Annotated in this window: 12 protein-coding genes; 7 read left to right on the top strand and 5 right to left on the bottom strand. The window is 47.0% G+C overall.

Annotation, left to right across the window (positions count from 1 at the left end; all coding sequences use genetic code 11):
* The first annotated feature begins 42 nt into the window (after positions 1–42).
* The 6 genes from LFX25_RS14105 to LFX25_RS14130 all read left to right on the top strand — a co-directional run bounded on the left by LFX25_RS14105 (position 43) and on the right by LFX25_RS14130 (position 8,022).
* Positions 43–1,329 carry an LruC domain-containing protein gene (locus LFX25_RS14105; protein WP_238730804.1) on the top strand — a complete coding sequence of 429 codons (1,287 nt, stop codon included), beginning with the start codon at positions 43–45 and terminating at the stop codon, positions 1,327–1,329.
* A gap of 82 nt (positions 1,330–1,411) precedes the next feature.
* Positions 1,412–2,473, top strand: coding sequence for a sensor histidine kinase (locus LFX25_RS14110; RefSeq protein ID WP_238730805.1), 1,062 nt, complete (start codon positions 1,412–1,414; stop codon positions 2,471–2,473).
* A complete protein-coding gene (locus LFX25_RS14115; protein ID WP_118956183.1) occupies positions 2,470–3,141 on the top strand; it encodes a response regulator in 672 nt (223 codons plus the stop codon). Before LFX25_RS14110 ends, LFX25_RS14115 begins: the two co-directional genes overlap by 4 nt.
* Before the next feature lie 429 nt (positions 3,142–3,570).
* A complete protein-coding gene (locus LFX25_RS14120; protein WP_238730806.1) occupies positions 3,571–6,222 on the top strand; it encodes an XrtN system VIT domain-containing protein in 2,652 nt (883 codons plus the stop codon).
* Between the two features lie 10 nt (positions 6,223–6,232).
* Positions 6,233–7,657, top strand: a complete 1,425-nt coding sequence (gene xrtN / locus LFX25_RS14125) for an exosortase N (RefSeq protein WP_238730807.1) — start codon at positions 6,233–6,235, stop codon at positions 7,655–7,657.
* A gap of 41 nt (positions 7,658–7,698) precedes the next feature.
* Positions 7,699–8,022, top strand: a complete 324-nt coding sequence (locus LFX25_RS14130) for a hypothetical protein (RefSeq protein WP_238730808.1) — start codon at positions 7,699–7,701, stop codon at positions 8,020–8,022.
* Between the two features lie 7 nt (positions 8,023–8,029).
* Here LFX25_RS14130 and LFX25_RS14135 read toward each other — a convergent pair whose 3' ends face one another.
* The 5 genes from LFX25_RS14135 to LFX25_RS14155 all read right to left on the bottom strand — a co-directional run bounded on the left by LFX25_RS14135 (position 8,030) and on the right by LFX25_RS14155 (position 13,994).
* Positions 8,030–8,734, bottom strand: a complete 705-nt coding sequence (locus LFX25_RS14135) for a DUF1554 domain-containing protein (RefSeq protein WP_238730809.1) — start codon at positions 8,732–8,734, stop codon at positions 8,030–8,032.
* Positions 8,731–9,549 (bottom strand): fibronectin type III domain-containing protein, encoded by an 819-nt coding sequence (locus tag LFX25_RS14140; protein ID WP_238730810.1) that lies wholly within the window; start codon positions 9,547–9,549, stop codon positions 8,731–8,733. Before LFX25_RS14140 ends, LFX25_RS14135 begins: the two co-directional genes overlap by 4 nt.
* A 1-nt stretch (position 9,550) precedes the next feature.
* Positions 9,551–11,185: a hypothetical protein gene (locus LFX25_RS14145; protein WP_238730811.1), complete on the bottom strand. Its 1,635-nt coding sequence runs from the start codon at positions 11,183–11,185 to the stop codon at positions 9,551–9,553.
* Positions 11,182–13,464, bottom strand: coding sequence for an adenylate/guanylate cyclase domain-containing protein (locus LFX25_RS14150; protein WP_238730812.1), 2,283 nt, complete (start codon positions 13,462–13,464; stop codon positions 11,182–11,184). Before LFX25_RS14150 ends, LFX25_RS14145 begins: the two co-directional genes overlap by 4 nt.
* Positions 13,465–13,559: 95 nt before the next feature.
* Positions 13,560–13,994 (bottom strand): YHS domain-containing (seleno)protein, encoded by a 435-nt coding sequence (locus LFX25_RS14155; protein WP_238730813.1) that lies wholly within the window; start codon positions 13,992–13,994, stop codon positions 13,560–13,562.
* A 100-nt stretch (positions 13,995–14,094) separates the two neighbouring features.
* Between LFX25_RS14155 and LFX25_RS14160 the strand changes: the two genes are divergently transcribed.
* Entirely contained in the window at positions 14,095–15,135 is a 1,041-nt protein-coding gene (locus LFX25_RS14160) for a mechanosensitive ion channel family protein (RefSeq protein WP_238730814.1), read from the top strand.
* The last annotated feature ends 29 nt before the right edge of the window (positions 15,136–15,164 follow it).

Below are 15,164 nucleotides of genomic sequence, written 5' to 3' on the forward strand. Positions count from 1 at the left end.
TGCGAGAATAGGTCTCGTTAAGGCGACATGCCGGAGGGGACGATGAAAGGGTTTCAAAAAATAACGGGGACGGTTCTGGCGGGGGTTCTTCTTTTCGGAGCGAACGCTTGCACGAATTCACAGGATCCCAATCTTCTCTGGCTCCTGAGCGCTACGCAGCCGAATCCTTCGGCCGCTCCGGACGGAGAGCAACCGTTCAGCATCGTCATCAACGACGAAACGGCTCCGGTGGATTTCGTCTTCGATACGACCAAAACGGTGAACGTAAACATCCAGGTTTTAAGTCCCGAATCTCCCGTCTCGGGAAGTTTAGTACAAATCTTTAATATAGATAACACCGCTCAGAAATCGATCTTCCGCGCGGCGACCTCCGAAAACGGAGAAGTCAAAGGAAGTTTTACGATCGACGAAGCGACCCGCAAGGTTTTCCTCAAAGTGGAAGCCTTCGGTCAACTCTACGAAGCGGAAGTGGAAATCATCAACTCGTACAGCATTTCCAGAAGAATCACGGTCGTCATCAAAGGAAACAACGTGATTCTCCCCGATACGGACGGGGACGGAATCGTGGATCGGGACGACACGTATCCGAACGATCCGACCCGCGCTTCCACGTTTCGTTATCCTACCGAAGGATATTACACGATTTCTTACGAAGACTTATATCCGGCTCAGGGAGACGCGGACTTCAACGACTACAACGTTCGAGTCGTGTTTGAAGAGGACTGGAACGCCAAGGGTGAAGTCGCGAGAGTTCGCGCCAACTTCACACACGTGGCGAAAGGCGCGGGTTACAACCATACTCTGCATCTTACGATTCCGGGAATCACCGCTTCTTCGTATGCTCTGACTCGATACGGTTTTGACGGAACTACGGTAGAATCCAACACGACCGGAAACGATACGGCGATTTCATCTCTCGAAATTCTCCCCAGATCCAATACGACGATTCAATCCTCGAACTCGGCGAGAAACAACACTACGTTCAAAAAAGGCAAGTCCGCGAATCTGGAAGTCGTTTTACAAAATGCGATCAACCGCGTAAGCTTAGGTCCGGCTCCGTACGATACCTTCGTCAAAGTCATCAACACGAACAAGGAAATCCACTTTCCGAGAAGATACTTCGACGCGCAGGGAAAGGATATTTATCTGGATTCCACAGGATTCCCTTGGGCGCTTTTGGTTCCGGGAAATTTTCTCTGGCCCTATGAAAGCACGGATATCCGTAAATCCTATCCTTCTTTCAAACCTTGGTATGAATCCTCAGGAAACACGAACCAAGACTGGTATCTCAGTCCGGTATCTTCCGAGGTTTTCCCCGCTACGAATTGAACTCATTTCCCCGGGATTTTCTTCCCGGGGCCTCTTTTTTTCTTTTCTTTCTCGCGCTGCCATGAGATTGTTTTAAGCTCTTATGCGGGACTTGAAACTGAAGAATCGAAAACTTCCTTCGTCGACTGCAATCTTAGAATCCGGTCTTTCCCCTAAATTCTTCCTCAACCTTTTGAAAGAAATCTCACCGATCGTCGCGATCGACGACCATAGAACGATTCTTTTTGCGAACGAATCCTTTCGAAAAGAATTTGCGGGGAGTTCCCGCAACCTAATGGGAAAGAATCTGTTTCGGATCTTCGGTTTAAATCCCGTCGATCAGGAAGAGATGGAAGCCAACATCAATCTTTCCAAACGAGGAAAGGTTCAAAACCAAGAGTTTCGAAAACAAAAGATCTATTACGGTTATTCCGTGTTTCGATTCGGCGAAAGCATCGGAATCATTCTCAAGAACATTACGGAAAACAAACGGTTGGAAAGAAAAATCGCCAACCTTCACACCAAACTTCTTCAGTCGCAGGAAGAAGAGAGAATCCGACTTTCTCGCGAATTGCACGACGGAGTCGGACAAACGATTCTCGCGGCCAAACTCAACTTTCAAGCCTACAGCAGAAATCCGAAAATCTACGAAGCTCAATTCGATACGGGACTTCTTTTGATCGACAAAGCGAGTCAGGAACTCAGGGACATTTATACGAATCTGCACCCTTCCACTCTGCGTGAAATCGGGTTGGAAGCGGCGATCCGTTCTCTCAGTTCCGATCTCTTTCCGCCTATGGACGTTCAGGCGGAATTGGATCTGAATCTCAAACCGGATCTTCAACAAACGGTCGCCAATCAGGTGTTTCGAATCGTGCAGGAAATTTTTCAGAACGTGATCAAACATTCGCAGGCGAGAAATATTTATCTAAAGATTCACGTCAAAGGAAGGCAGTTGTTTCTCGATGCGAAGGACAACGGAATCGGCTTTCAAGAAAGAAAGGTCAGAGCCAGGTCTTCCGGTTTTGGACTTGAAAATATACGAAGAAGAGTGGAAGATTTAAACGGTAAATTTAAGATTGATTCTTCGGCCGGAAAAGGAACTAAGTTTATCATTCGGATTCCTTTAGAGAAAAATAAAAATACGAACGCTAAAAAAATATGAAACCTGCAATCACAAAAGTATTCTTAGTCGACGATCACGCCATTCTCCGCGAAGGGCTGAAGATGATTCTTTCCGGACAAACCGGTTTTGAAATTTGCGGCGAGTCCGGAGACGCCGAAAAAGCCTTGGATCAAATCGGCAAATTGAATCCCGACTTGGTCATCACCGATATTTCGATGCCCGGCTTAAGCGGAATCGACCTCGTAAAGAATCTACGCAAATATTATCCGAACATACGCACCATCATTCTCTCCCGTCACGACAACAAAGAATACGTTCAAAAATTATTGGAGTTAGGAATCAACGGTTACGTTCTCAAAGACGACGCGGGGAACGACCTTCTGAGAGCGATCGAAGCGGTTCACAAAGGCGAAACGTATTTAAGTCCGGGGATCACCGCGCACTTTCTTTCCGGATTTGTCGGTTCGGGAAAACCGGGGGAAGAAAATCAAGACGCGAAGAAGGCGTTTTCCGTTCTTTCGGATCGCGAACGCGAGATTCTAAAACTTGTGGCGGAAGGAAATTCCAACGAATCGATCGGCAAAATCTTGAGAATTTCTCCGGCTACGGTCAAAGTTCACCGCGCGAACATCATGAAAAAGCTAGATCTCCATAAGGTTGCGGATTTGGTCATGTATGCGATCCGCGCTGGTTTGATCGAATCGTAACCGCGAAAACGAAACGCCGATTCTAATACATTCAAACATTATAATTTTCTCATTTTCATTTTGAGCGGGAGAATGACGGACGTTTTCTCTTGGATCGAAATTTATGTTTGCCGCAAAGCTGTTTTTTTAAAATCGAACCCCTTTTCCATTCTCTTTTCGTTGTCGTTTAAAAAAAATCCGAAACGACAACGCGGCACGCCAATGGAACATCCGCTCCAAAGCAGGCCGATCCGCGCTATCAATCCGACCGTTTCCCGGTAAAAAAAGCGTTCGCAGGCTGACCTTGTTTGTTATAGGAAGGAATAGTTTTCAGAGGGGAAACTTCGCGTCGTCAAGCACCTGAGTGCTTGGAAACGAACACTCAAACGGGCGAATCTTTCCTGTTTTTTCGGTATATTTGAATCCTACTTAGGAAGGAAAACAATCGTTATGGCGATCGGCAAAAAAATTCAAGACTACTTTTTAGGCGAAGTGAATCTTTTAGGATTCAAAATACACAACAGGATATTGGCGATCTTCGGATTGATCGGGATCATTTTGACTCTGATCGGTGTCGCGTACGGAATTATGGAACTCAGCTGGAGAATTCAATACCACCCTTCGGAGTTCGCCAACTTTCTCTTTTTCGGATTTCTTGCGATCGTATTCTTTTCTCTTTTTTCCCTTCTTCTTTACGCGTTGTTTCCGAGTTACAAACCGTTTTTGATCTTCACTTTGATTCTTTCGGCGATCTGTTTTACCGCGAATTCGTACATCCTCAATCACGAGGTCTTCCCTCCGTTCACGGAAAGAACCGTATGGGCTCTTTGGATTTCGTTTTTTTTGCTGGCCGCTTCGCTGATCCAGGAGCGGATTCATCCGATTGTGTTGTTGTTTTTTCAACCCTTCTTAGTGATGGGCGCGTTTATCTCGCTTTCGTTCGCGCTCGTATTGGCGCCCGTAATGATTTTCAGTTGGGTTTTAGTTTGGATGGCGGGATTAGGTTTTCTTCCCTACGGTCCTTTGTTCGCGATGACCGCATTCGGAAAAGCGGTTCATAAGATTCATTCTTCCTTTCCGAGAGAGAATCTAAAACGAATTTCGGCAGCCTTGATTTTAGGAACGACGGTTCTTCTTTTGAGTTACAGCGTTTATTATTTTTTCCAATGGAAACACGCGGAGCATATTCTTACCAAACCCGAAACGATCCAAGGTCATAACCGCATCGATGCGGATTTACCCGAGTGGGTTCAAAAAGCGGCGCATCTCCGTGTCAATCACGTGACCGAAATGGCGCTGCAGCCGGATCGCAGATCGGCGATGGGTTTGTTCGCGGCGCAAAGTCAATTCGATCCGCTCGCGTATTTCGCTTCGCAGGGTTTTCTTTCTCTCTTTCGCTCCGACGCAGAACAAAGGATCACAGCCGAGGACGCGGGAAAAATTCTCCATCTTCTATTCGGAAAATCGCATGCGTTTTTGGATCGTCTTTGGAGAGGAACTTCGCTCATTACGACGGATATGGATTCGCACGTTCAGATTCATCCCGAACTCAGAGTGTCTTACACCGAAACGACTCTTTCCATTTATAACGAGAATTCTTCCTCTCATACTTGGGTCGGTTTGGGCACTTGGAATTCCTCTCCCGAAGAGGCGATTTATACGATCACCGTTCCTCCGGGAAGCATCTGCACGAAACTTTCCCTTTGGATCGACGGCGAGGAAAGACCGGCGAGGCTGACTTTCAAATCAACGGCGCATAACGCGTATCAGACGATCGTAGGCGGGGAAAGAAGGGACCCTTCTTATGTCGAATGGCTGGACGGAAATCGTCTGCGCCTGCGAGTATTTCCGGTGACCCCGGAAAATTATAGAATGGTCCGTATCGGAATCGTTTCGCCTCTCAAGGCGGAGCTTACATCCGATGGAAAAGAAATTCTTTCCTATGAAAGAATCAAAATCGAAGGTCCGGTTGCCGATTTTGCGGATCAAAAGGTGAACGTGGATTTGTTTTCCAACGCGCCGATCGAACTCGACTCGAACGGAATTTCTCTCAAGGAAAAAGTCGTGTCGGATTCGCAAGTGCGTCAATGGACCGGAAACTCCGGTTTTCGAGGCTGGTCGTTTTCCTTTCCGGCGACAAAACCGGGTGGAACGATTTCCGCCGGAGGCGTGACATACAACGTTCTTCCGGAACAAACCGCGATCAAAGACTTTCAACCCGATCGTGCTCTTGTCGTATTAAATTCTTCGCTTTCCCGTTCGACTTGGAAAGAAGTCGTTCAAAAAATTTACGACTCCGGAATTCCGGTTACGATTCTTACCAACGAATGGTTTTATACGAAAGACGCGGATAAGGCGATGAGGTATTTGGACGAATGCGAAATTCCCGCCTTCAATCTGTTTCCGCTGCACTTGGATTCAATTTCGGAAACTTCTAAGATCGCCGGAAAAAATCCTCTGTGGATCGTATCGGGTGAGAATCAATCGATCCCTTTGGGAGAACTCAGAGGTTCTGCCCGATTTGAAGGGATTCAAAGCGCCGCAGGCAAACGGAGCGAGCCGCATAAGATCGCGATCCTCAACGGAAAACGTTCCGAATACGTCGCGAGCCTAATCGATCTGAATCAAGTCGTGTCGGTCGCGGATAACGAAGACGAACTCTTTGCGGTTCTCAAGAATAAACGAATCCGTTTGCCGATCGAAAAAGAAGGAATCGTATCCCTTCCTCACGCAAAACTCACTTTGGAAACGACGAACGGCTCGAACGTAAAACGTCCCGGAAGCGATCTGTTAATCCGAATGGCGATTCAAAGAAGGATTCTAAAACAACTCGGCAAACGATTCTTTGACCGTGATTTGGAAAACGGGGATCTCGTCGATTTAGCAAGAGACGCGATGGTCGTATCTCCCGTTTCCACTTTGATCGTATTGGAAACGGAAAACGACTACGATCGTTTCGGAATCAAAGCGGGCAAATCGGCGCTCGGACAAAGCAAACTCGAAGCGCCCGGCGCCGTTCCCGAACCGGAAGAATGGCTGTTGCTGGTCTGCGTCGTCTTCGGTTTGATCGTATATTTCAAAACGAGAAGACAATTCGCTTAACAAAAACGATATGATCGCGACTTCAGTTTTCACCGGTTCCGCCAGTCGACCCGCCTTTTACGTCGGACTTCTCGCTTTCGTATGCGTGATTCCGATGTTTAAGGTCGGTTTCGATTCTCTCGGAGCACGCTCGATCGCGGAGTTGTATCCGGTTTTGTTTCTTCCTTTATTCGTTCGTTCGACGAAGGACGGAGAAGGAGGGATCACATCGCTTGCAATTCATAGAATATTCAAAAGATGGAAACTGTTTTCGATCGTATCGGAAAAGGTTCTTTGGTTCGTTCCGGGCTCTTCGTTTCTGGTCTGCGGAATCCTTTTCCAAAGATCGAGTTTGATTTGGATCGGTTCCTTTTGGAACGCATTGGCCGTTTTGCATACAGGCGGAATCCGTTTTTCTTGGCCCGCGCCCTTTTTAATCTTTGCGATTCCTCCGATCACCGGATTCGGTTCCCTTTTTCTGGGATATAAACTTCGATTGATCGTAACGGAAATCTGCGTTCAAGGGATACGCTGGATCGATGCGGGTTCGATCGCGGTCGGGAATCAAATTTTCTTTCACGGAGAGTGGTTCGTAGTCGATCGTGTTTGCGAAGGAATGAAGATGGGCCTCGCCTCCCTTTTGATTGCGGCCGCGCTCGCGCTCCGTTCCGACCGCTTCGGTTTTGTTCTGATTCTTTTGTCCGTTTTCCCGCTTTGGTTTTTTTCGAATTTATTCCGCGTCTTTACGCTGGTTTTATTTCAAGTTCCCGCTTCTTCCTGGAGACACGAGTTTATCGGAATCGTTTTGTTTCTCTGCGGAGTTTTCATCCCGCTTTCGATCATTTCATTGATTTTTCCGAATATTCAAAAATCCGAATTAACTCCAAGCAGCGCCGCCCTTCCCCTACGATTTCCTTCCCGGTCGGCGCGGCTGATTCTCCCCTTACTCGCGACGATCTCGCTGTTTGGAAACCGGATCGCACCCGTTCCAAAACGCGACTGGCCTTCGCAAGTGTCCTCCTTTCGACTCGAATCCGGCTCCACTGCCGATGATCCTCGAATCGCCGTTTATCGTTCGGGAGAGAATTATCTGATTATAAAGAGGGATTTGTTCGCCATCGGAACCGGCCATGATCCGAGAATCTGTTTTGAAGCGGTCGGTTTTGCCTTTACGGAACAAACAGGAGATAAGGGATTGAACAGAGGTCAGCTCAAAAGTCCTTCGGGCGCGGCTCCGATTCTTTTTTGGTGGTATTCGGTTACGAAAAACGAAACCATGGAAGGAGACAAGCTCTCGAACATTCGTTCGTTTGCGCCATTCCGATCGGCGTCCGATTTTCACTGGAGATGGGAACGTCTCTGGGGAGCCGACGCGATTCAATGGAACTTATACGGACCGGACGAGAAGGAACTCCGCGCGGTCATCGAAAAAATTTCCAAAGAACCGATCGAATAGCGCACGAACGAAAAACGGATCCCGACCCAAGGACTTCTTTGTTGAAACACGAAATCACATTCAAACATCATTCTTTTCTAAATCAGATCCCCCAGCCGATTCTCGAGGAATTGGATTTGAACGTTCTTTGGATTCCGAACGAGGAACAAAAAAAGAAGATTCTTCTTTTAGAAAAGAAAACGGGAACGCACATCGTACTCTACAAAAAAGACGTCGAACCGCAAGGAAGACATCTTTGCAAAACGATCCGCTCCGCGGATCTAGATCAAGACCAGATTCGATCGGTTTTGGAATTTGAACAGGAACAGGAGCCGATTCAAGATCTAATCGTTGTCGCTTATCAAAGGCCTGTAGTTTTATTTTAAAACGAAGTCATTGGCGAACGCAGATCAGCTTTTTGGTTGAGTTACAAGGATCCGAAAATCCGCCTGAATTGATTGAGTTTAAATTGCTTACAGCACCAGATCCGAATTCACCCGTAGAACCTGCCGTTCCATCCACCCAATCGCTACAAGTATCACCGACGCTGATTCTCCAATCACTGGTCAATCCGGTCCACCAAATATTAGCGCCATTAGTATCTATCGCCGCTGTAATTGGAAATGTCGCAATTCCAGCAGTGTTCGTAGTAAATACTTTTATAGGATTCGCAACTGTGCCTCGATAATAATCCCGATTGGGCAACAAAACCCAGTTACTATTTTCAGTGGGATCCGTACAATTTGCAGTACCATTGCAAGCTCTTCGAAGCGGTACAGTTGATACGATCAAAGCCTTGTACTCCGTTCCCGTCCCGGGCAAAGAAGCGAAATTGTTATTCTTTTGAGTGGCGCAAGTAGAATCCGCTCCCGTCACATCTCCCAGGGCTCCCGTCGTGCCTGGACCGGTCGTCACAAAAAGAAATTTATACGAAAGAACCGGATCGGTAGTTCCGCTGCCGTTGTTTGAATTAGAGTTCAAAAGTGCGAGCAGTAAAACGCCGGAAGCATCTCCCGGAAACGGAACCGAACAGCCGATTCCAAAAAAACATAGTATAAAAAAAGAATATACGAATTTCAGAATATTCTTTCGAATCATTCGAACTCCTTTCGGAAGCTCAACTCGATTCTTCCCAAGGAAAGAAACGAATTCGGTTGCAGGTTCGGAGAATTCCATCGCGTAACGCCTTCCGACTTCGATTCTATCAAAACGGTTGCGGATTGAAAAGAACGTTTTTCCAACCACACATTCAAGCCGTATGTCAAAAGGGCTAACGCGCTTATGCCGACTTGATTATTTTGATGCATTTTGTATTCTTTTTTATCCTCGTCCCTTTGCTGAAGAAGATACAACGTAACCGGCAGCGGAGCGGTCAATGCGGCTAACGTCAAAAAACCGGGATCGTTCGCTGAGGATTGGGCGAGAGAATTTCCCGCCGTCCTCTCCGCGTTACCCGCAACCGCCAAGGCGCCGAACCACAAAAAAATCAAAGAGGTCTTCGTGTATTCTTTTCGTTCCAAAGGAAGAAGTCCGGGAACCCAGACTTTCCACGATGCGACGCCCACGGCGGCCTGTTTTTTTTCGGCTTCATACACGCTCTTCGGACGATCGTGTTCGACAAGAAACGCGGACCATTGACTCCAGGAGGACGGTTTTCCGAAACGATTGAGCGCCGAGATTCTAAACTCGTATTCGCCCGCGGAAATCAGGAATTCCAAGCTGTTCGTTACGACCTTTTCTTCCGCGACCAAGGTCGTCGGATCGGAAGGTTTTCGTATTTCCACCTTGTATCCGTTGTTTCCTTTGACCTCGTTCCATTCTATGTAAAACGTATACTTTCTTTCTTCCGAATATGCAGAAACGCTTATAAACAAGCAGATCAGCGCCGGAACGAATCTTGCGATCGATCTCAATCTATTCCCCTTTTTTGCCCGTTGTTTTTGTTTCCGGGGCGGCCAAGTCTTCTCTTAGTACGATTTTAAATTCCGCCTTAGCCCGATTGGATTCGTTGCCTTCCTGAATCAAGGCCCAGGAGAATTTTCCAACGTCCAGAACGCTTAGGTCCGTCAAGCGGAAGGATTCTCCGTTTACGGATCGTTTGAATATGGATTCTCCGTTTCCTCCGTAAAGATTTAGACTCCATTTTTGTTCTTTGGAATTCGTGTTGTGTTTCCAGCGGAATACGATCGAGTTTTTTCCGGTCATATCCACGGTTCTTCCTTGAATCGGAAATACCAAGGCCGGGACTGGCGAAGTTTCTTTTTCGGTTTTCTTTTCGGCCGCATCGTTCTTTTTCTCGGTAGTCGTGTTCTCTTCTACTTTCGCCGATGTCGCATTAGCAACAGGCAAAGTTGGAGTCTCGGACGTTTTAACCGGAATCTCCGTCTTTTGAACGGTTTCCGTTTTTTCAACCTGGAACGATCTCGCTTCGGATACGGCTTCGGTTTCCGGTAAGTTCGAAAAGGACTTTACTCTCCAATGATATTTTCCTCCCGATAACGGGATGGAAATCGAAGTCTTAAAAACCGTGAGTTGCCTGAGCCCCGATTTGAAATCGGACGAATCCGAAATTTCCAAAATATAACCCGTCGCCAACCGGGAAGGTTTCCATCGAAACGATTGCAGCTCGCCGCCTTCCAAGCTCGTGTTCTTCAACGGAAACAATAACGTTACGGGAGGGTTGGGGAGAATGCGAAACTTCCTGACTTCGGAGAGTTTCGTTTTGTCCGCTGAGATGAGTCTCCAATAATAGATTCCCTCCGGAAGGCTGGCGTCAGCAAAATCCCCTTTGGATTCCTTTTTGAAAATCAAAGGATGAAAACTTCGGTTTAACGAAACTTCTAATACGACATTGGGAATGGAAGGGACCGGCTTCCATCGGAATAAGATTTTGGCCTCTCCGGTTTCCGGAAAAATCCGATGATTGTCCACGGGTTCGAGTAAGGTCCATTCTTCTTTGATCGGCTGAAGAGATTCGTGACCGACCCTCGCCTTTTCCCCTTCTTTGATTTCCTTGGTTTTCTGATCGGAGCCGATCCACTTCAAGGTTCCCTGGGTGAGTTCGACGAGATTGTCCCCGCCGGTTTCATCCCGCGTTATGCGAAACAGACTGGATTTGTCCGCCGACTTCAGAACCGTTTTGCCGGATGCAAGACTTATCGATCGGGTAGATTGCACTCGAACCGAACCTTCCTCCAATTCCAGAAGTTCCTCTTCTTCCTTGAGATTGATTACGATCATCGATCTCGGATCCAATTCGAATTTGGTTCCCGAAGTCAGCGTGACGACGGCTTCGGATAATTCGTCGGTTCGGACGGAATCGTGATTGAAGATCGGAAAGTTCTGCTCCACGTCCTGCCAGATCATACGATCCGAAAATTTTCTCTGCGCGGTTTTGTATTTGAACGTGATGTTACCTACGGTTTCCTTCCTGCCTTCCCCGAAATCGGCCGCGCCCTCCCTCCAAAAAAGAAAAAGGGAAACACAAAGCGCGAGAAGGGACAGAACGCCCACTTGGATTTCCTTTCGAAATTTCGAATATAGGTTCATGCCAAGGACCGGGAAGGCGATTCGGGGTCGGGAATTCCGCATAACACGCGTAATTCTTCGAGAGATTTTGGGCAATCCTGATCCTCTTTCCAACCTAACACCGCGTAGATGGACTGCGGCTTTTCCTTTCCGCGAATCCATACGGGAGGAAGTTCGACGAAATTGAAATGATCCTTTGCCAGTTGATACGTGCTTTCCGAGATGAGAATGTCGGTTCCGAATTCCTTGTTCAAGTATTCGATTCTGGACGCGAGATTGACCGTATCGCCGATCACCGTGAATTCAAGCTTCTTCTCCGAACCGATCTGCCCGACGATCACCGGGCCGGAATTGATTCCGCAACCGAAACGGGTAAACGGACGTCCGATCTCGTGTCCTTTGTCGTTGAACTCGATCAACGCTCTTCGCATTAACAAGGCGGCGTTGATCGCGTTCTTCGGTTCGTGACCATCGTGAACGAGCGCGCCCCAGTGAGCCATCACCGCATCTCCGATGAACTTATCCACGATTCCCTGGGTGAGATAAATACATTCCACCATCTCCGTGAAATATTGATTCAGGAATTCGACGACTTCTTCAGGTTTCATCTTTTCTGACATTCCCGTAAAGTTTCGGAGATCGGAAAAGAAGACAGTAACGTCTCGGTTTTCGCCGCCGAGCTTGAGATCGGAAGATAACGCGCGTTCGGCGATCTCCTTGTTTACGAATTTACCGAAAGTGTTTTTGATCTTTTCGCGCTCCTCGAGTCCGCGCGCCATTCGTAAGAACGAGTTGGTAAGAACCCCCACTTCGTCGTGCGTCGTTGGACGGATATCAACGTGATAATTCCCCTGTTCCACTTTACGCGTCGCACTTAGAAGTTGAATGATCGGAATCGTCAGAGTTCTTGAAAACACGAACACGACGAAGAATGCCACTGACAAAACCGAAATCATGATGAGAAGATTCTGCTTTCTAATCTTGTAAACCGCCTCGAAAGCGAGATCGGCGTCCAACGTGGAAAGAATTCCAAGCCCTCCGACTTCGAGCTGTTGATACGAACCCAGCATTTCCCTTCCTTCAAAATCGAAAAGCTGCGAACCGTTGTCCGAAGGACTGCGAAGCATATTCTCCACAAGAGGATGTTTTTTATAATCCTTACCGGAAATCGCTTCCTTATCGTTCGAGTGCGCGATCAGATTTCCGGAAGAATCCACGACGAGCATTTGGAAGAAGTCCGTTTGCCGAACGGCCAAAAAAGAATCCAAAAATTCCGTGGCGGAAAAAACCAGACCCGAAATTTCAGCGCCTTCGGACACGGGCAGAAGTACCGCAACAGCGGGGAATCCGAATTCGGAAGAAACATTCAATACTTCTAATGTTCCGGACAAACGGGAAGAAGCCTTTTCCAAAGCTACTTTCAACGTCTCCGGATCGGGAACTCCCGAAACCGAATTCGCCTTTAAAAATTTCAGATTCCAAAAAAGAGAACTAATCTCGCGGACGGAATCTCCGGGTCTGGATCGAAAACGAACATACGCGACCGCGTTCGCGTTCGCACGGAAGAATTTTTCGGATTCGGTCGGACGAAAGTCCTGGATCTTACGAGTGGTTTCCTTCAGTTGTCCACTCAATTGCAGACCGGTCATTCTCGCGAGAGAAAGATTGTATTCCTGAATGAGAATCTCGCTGTATTTTCTGAAAAAGTACGTCGCCATCGTGATCATCAAACTCATGCTGATCATGATGATCGCGGAAACGATGGAGAGAAGTTTTACTCGAATCGTAAACCGGGAAGGACGGAACGGCTCGTCGTAACCGTGCGGATGACGAGGATGTTTTAGAAAATCATAATATTTTGATTCGATCGTGGAAGCGAGTCCGTTGCCCGTCCAAATCAGACAAGGGCTGTTGTGCGAACGGTTTTTCAGGAATTGAAAGAATTTTTCCGAGGATTCTCCGCTGCCGGAAAGAATCTTATCGCTGTCCGCGGAAGAAATCGTGAAACCTCCGTGTTTCAGATCGCGTACGAGTCTTAAAAAATCGCGGGACTTTTTGAGAGTTTCCGCTTCCTTTCCCGGAAGACAAAAAACGACTTCTCTGATTCCGAGCGCGAGCTTTTCGCCAATCAGACTTCGGATTAATAAATCGGGATCGTCTCCGTCGGAATGAAGATTCGGTAGTTCTTCCCAACGAATCGTTTTATCCCGTTTCCGTATGAATCGATCAAGCAGCCTGGACATCCGTTCCCTGTTCTCCTTAATTCTGGAGAAGAATGAAGATGTTTTTTCTCCTGTCATCCTAAAATCAAAAATTTAAACAGAAGACATAGTTAAACCAAACGATTTGAACGAAAATCGACACAGATCGGACAAAGAAAGCCGGGAAGATCTTTTTATTTCGTCTTAATTCCCTCCCATTTTTCCGCGGCTTTCCGAATGAAACCCGGAATATCCTTTTCCCAAAGCCCCTGAGTTTCGTGGTCGTAGTTTAAATACAACTTTCCGTCCACGATCTTCCATTGATTGGGATCGATATTTACTTTTTCGCCGAGTGCGATTCCGTACGCGCAGTAGCCGCCGAACTGAGGAACATATCGTTCGGGATTTTCGCGGAATCGTTTCAAATTTTCGGCCGAAGAAAAATACCAATCCGCTCCCTTCCATTTATAGGAGAATTCTCCCTTTCCTTCGATCGGTCTGCCCGATACAAAATAAGCGACCGGATCATAACCCTCGATCGCTACGCCCTTCAAAAATGTCTTATTGATTTCCGAAGCGGAAACCGCAGAACTTAGAAATAAAATCGTAATCGCTAAAGCAGTTTTCATTACCACCTCTTCGTGTTAATTCGGTTTAAAACGAAATTCGTTACAAAAAACGAAATCGATTTGGTCTTGCCCAATCCCGATCGGAGTGAAAACTGTTCCTATGGATTGGAACGGAATTCAAACCTGGATTTCGAAGGAATTCTTTTTGGAATTCGGAAACGCTTTCGGAATTTTTCTCTTCGTATTATTTTTCGGTTATATACTCGGAGACAGAATCGTTCCGAGACTTTCCGCAGTTCTTTTTCAGAATAGAATCCCCAGCTCTCATCCACTATTTAAAGCGGGAAGAAGAATCATCCGTTTGCTTTTCTTCCTTCTCGCAGCGTTTTTATTTCTAAAACTTCTCAAACTTACCGCGGGTTCGGGAGAATTCGTCTTTTTAGGATACAAAATTCTTTCGATCGTTCTTTTGACATTTTCTCTCGTTCGTCTTTTTTCGGCGGTGTTCGAAACGTATTCCGAAAAAACGGACGGTTTGATTTCTTCCGCGTCGATCATCAGCAACGTAATTCGGATCACGTTATTCGCCATCGGAGTTTTGCTGATCCTTCAATCGCTCGGAATTTCCGTCGCGCCGATTCTCGGAGCGCTCGGAGTAGGAGGTCTTGCGGTCGCGCTCGGTTTGCAACCGACTCTTTCCAATTTATTTTCGGGTCTCAGCATTCTTCTCGGAAAGCAGCTCAAAAAAGGGGATTATGTTCGTTTATCGGGAGAAGGACTCGAAGGTTACGTGCAGGACGTCACGTGGAGAAGCACGACGATCCGCAGATTCAACAACAGCACGATCGTGGTTCCGAATTCGGTCATGGCTTCCTCTGTGTTTACGAACTTCGATCTGCCCACGAAAGAATTTTCGATACAGATCGAAGCCGGTGTCGCTTATCAATCCGATCTCGAACGAGTGGAAACTCTCGCCGTGGAAATCGGAAACGAAGTATTGAAGAAGTTCTATCAATCTCCTTCGACCAAGGACGTTTCCTTCGCTTATCAAAAGTTCTCCGAAAATTCGATCGATTTTAAAGTCGTTCTCCCTTCACAGGAATTTACGGATCAGTTTCCGATCAAACACGAATACATCAAACTTCTCCATTCCCGTTTTCAAAAAGAAGGAATCGAATGGAGGTTGCAAAACAAGAAATGACAGGAGCGATCGAACGCCTTAAATATACT

Origin of the sequence: Leptospira sanjuanensis (assembly GCF_022267325.1) — a bacterium.
Lineage (GTDB): Bacteria > Spirochaetota > Leptospiria > Leptospirales > Leptospiraceae > Leptospira > Leptospira sanjuanensis.

Bases quoted from the DNA above. Each gene is read 5' to 3' on its own strand.
- xrtN (WP_238730807.1), top strand. From the start codon at position 6,233: ATGATCGCGACTTCAGTTTTCACCGGTTCCGCCAGTCGACCCGCCTTT.
- LFX25_RS14135 (WP_238730809.1), bottom strand. From the start codon at position 8,734: ATGATTCGAAAGAATATTCTGAAATTCGTATATTCTTTTTTTATACTA.
- LFX25_RS14120 (WP_238730806.1), top strand. From the start codon at position 3,571: ATGGCGATCGGCAAAAAAATTCAAGACTACTTTTTAGGCGAAGTGAAT.
- LFX25_RS14105 (WP_238730804.1), top strand. From the start codon at position 43: ATGAAAGGGTTTCAAAAAATAACGGGGACGGTTCTGGCGGGGGTTCTT.
- LFX25_RS14160 (WP_238730814.1), top strand. From the start codon at position 14,095: ATGGATTGGAACGGAATTCAAACCTGGATTTCGAAGGAATTCTTTTTG.
- LFX25_RS14110 (WP_238730805.1), top strand. From the start codon at position 1,412: ATGCGGGACTTGAAACTGAAGAATCGAAAACTTCCTTCGTCGACTGCA.
- LFX25_RS14150 (WP_238730812.1), bottom strand. From the start codon at position 13,464: ATGACAGGAGAAAAAACATCTTCATTCTTCTCCAGAATTAAGGAGAAC.
- LFX25_RS14145 (WP_238730811.1), bottom strand. From the start codon at position 11,185: ATGAACCTATATTCGAAATTTCGAAAGGAAATCCAAGTGGGCGTTCTG.
- LFX25_RS14115 (WP_118956183.1), top strand. From the start codon at position 2,470: ATGAAACCTGCAATCACAAAAGTATTCTTAGTCGACGATCACGCCATT.
- LFX25_RS14155 (WP_238730813.1), bottom strand. From the start codon at position 13,994: ATGAAAACTGCTTTAGCGATTACGATTTTATTTCTAAGTTCTGCGGTT.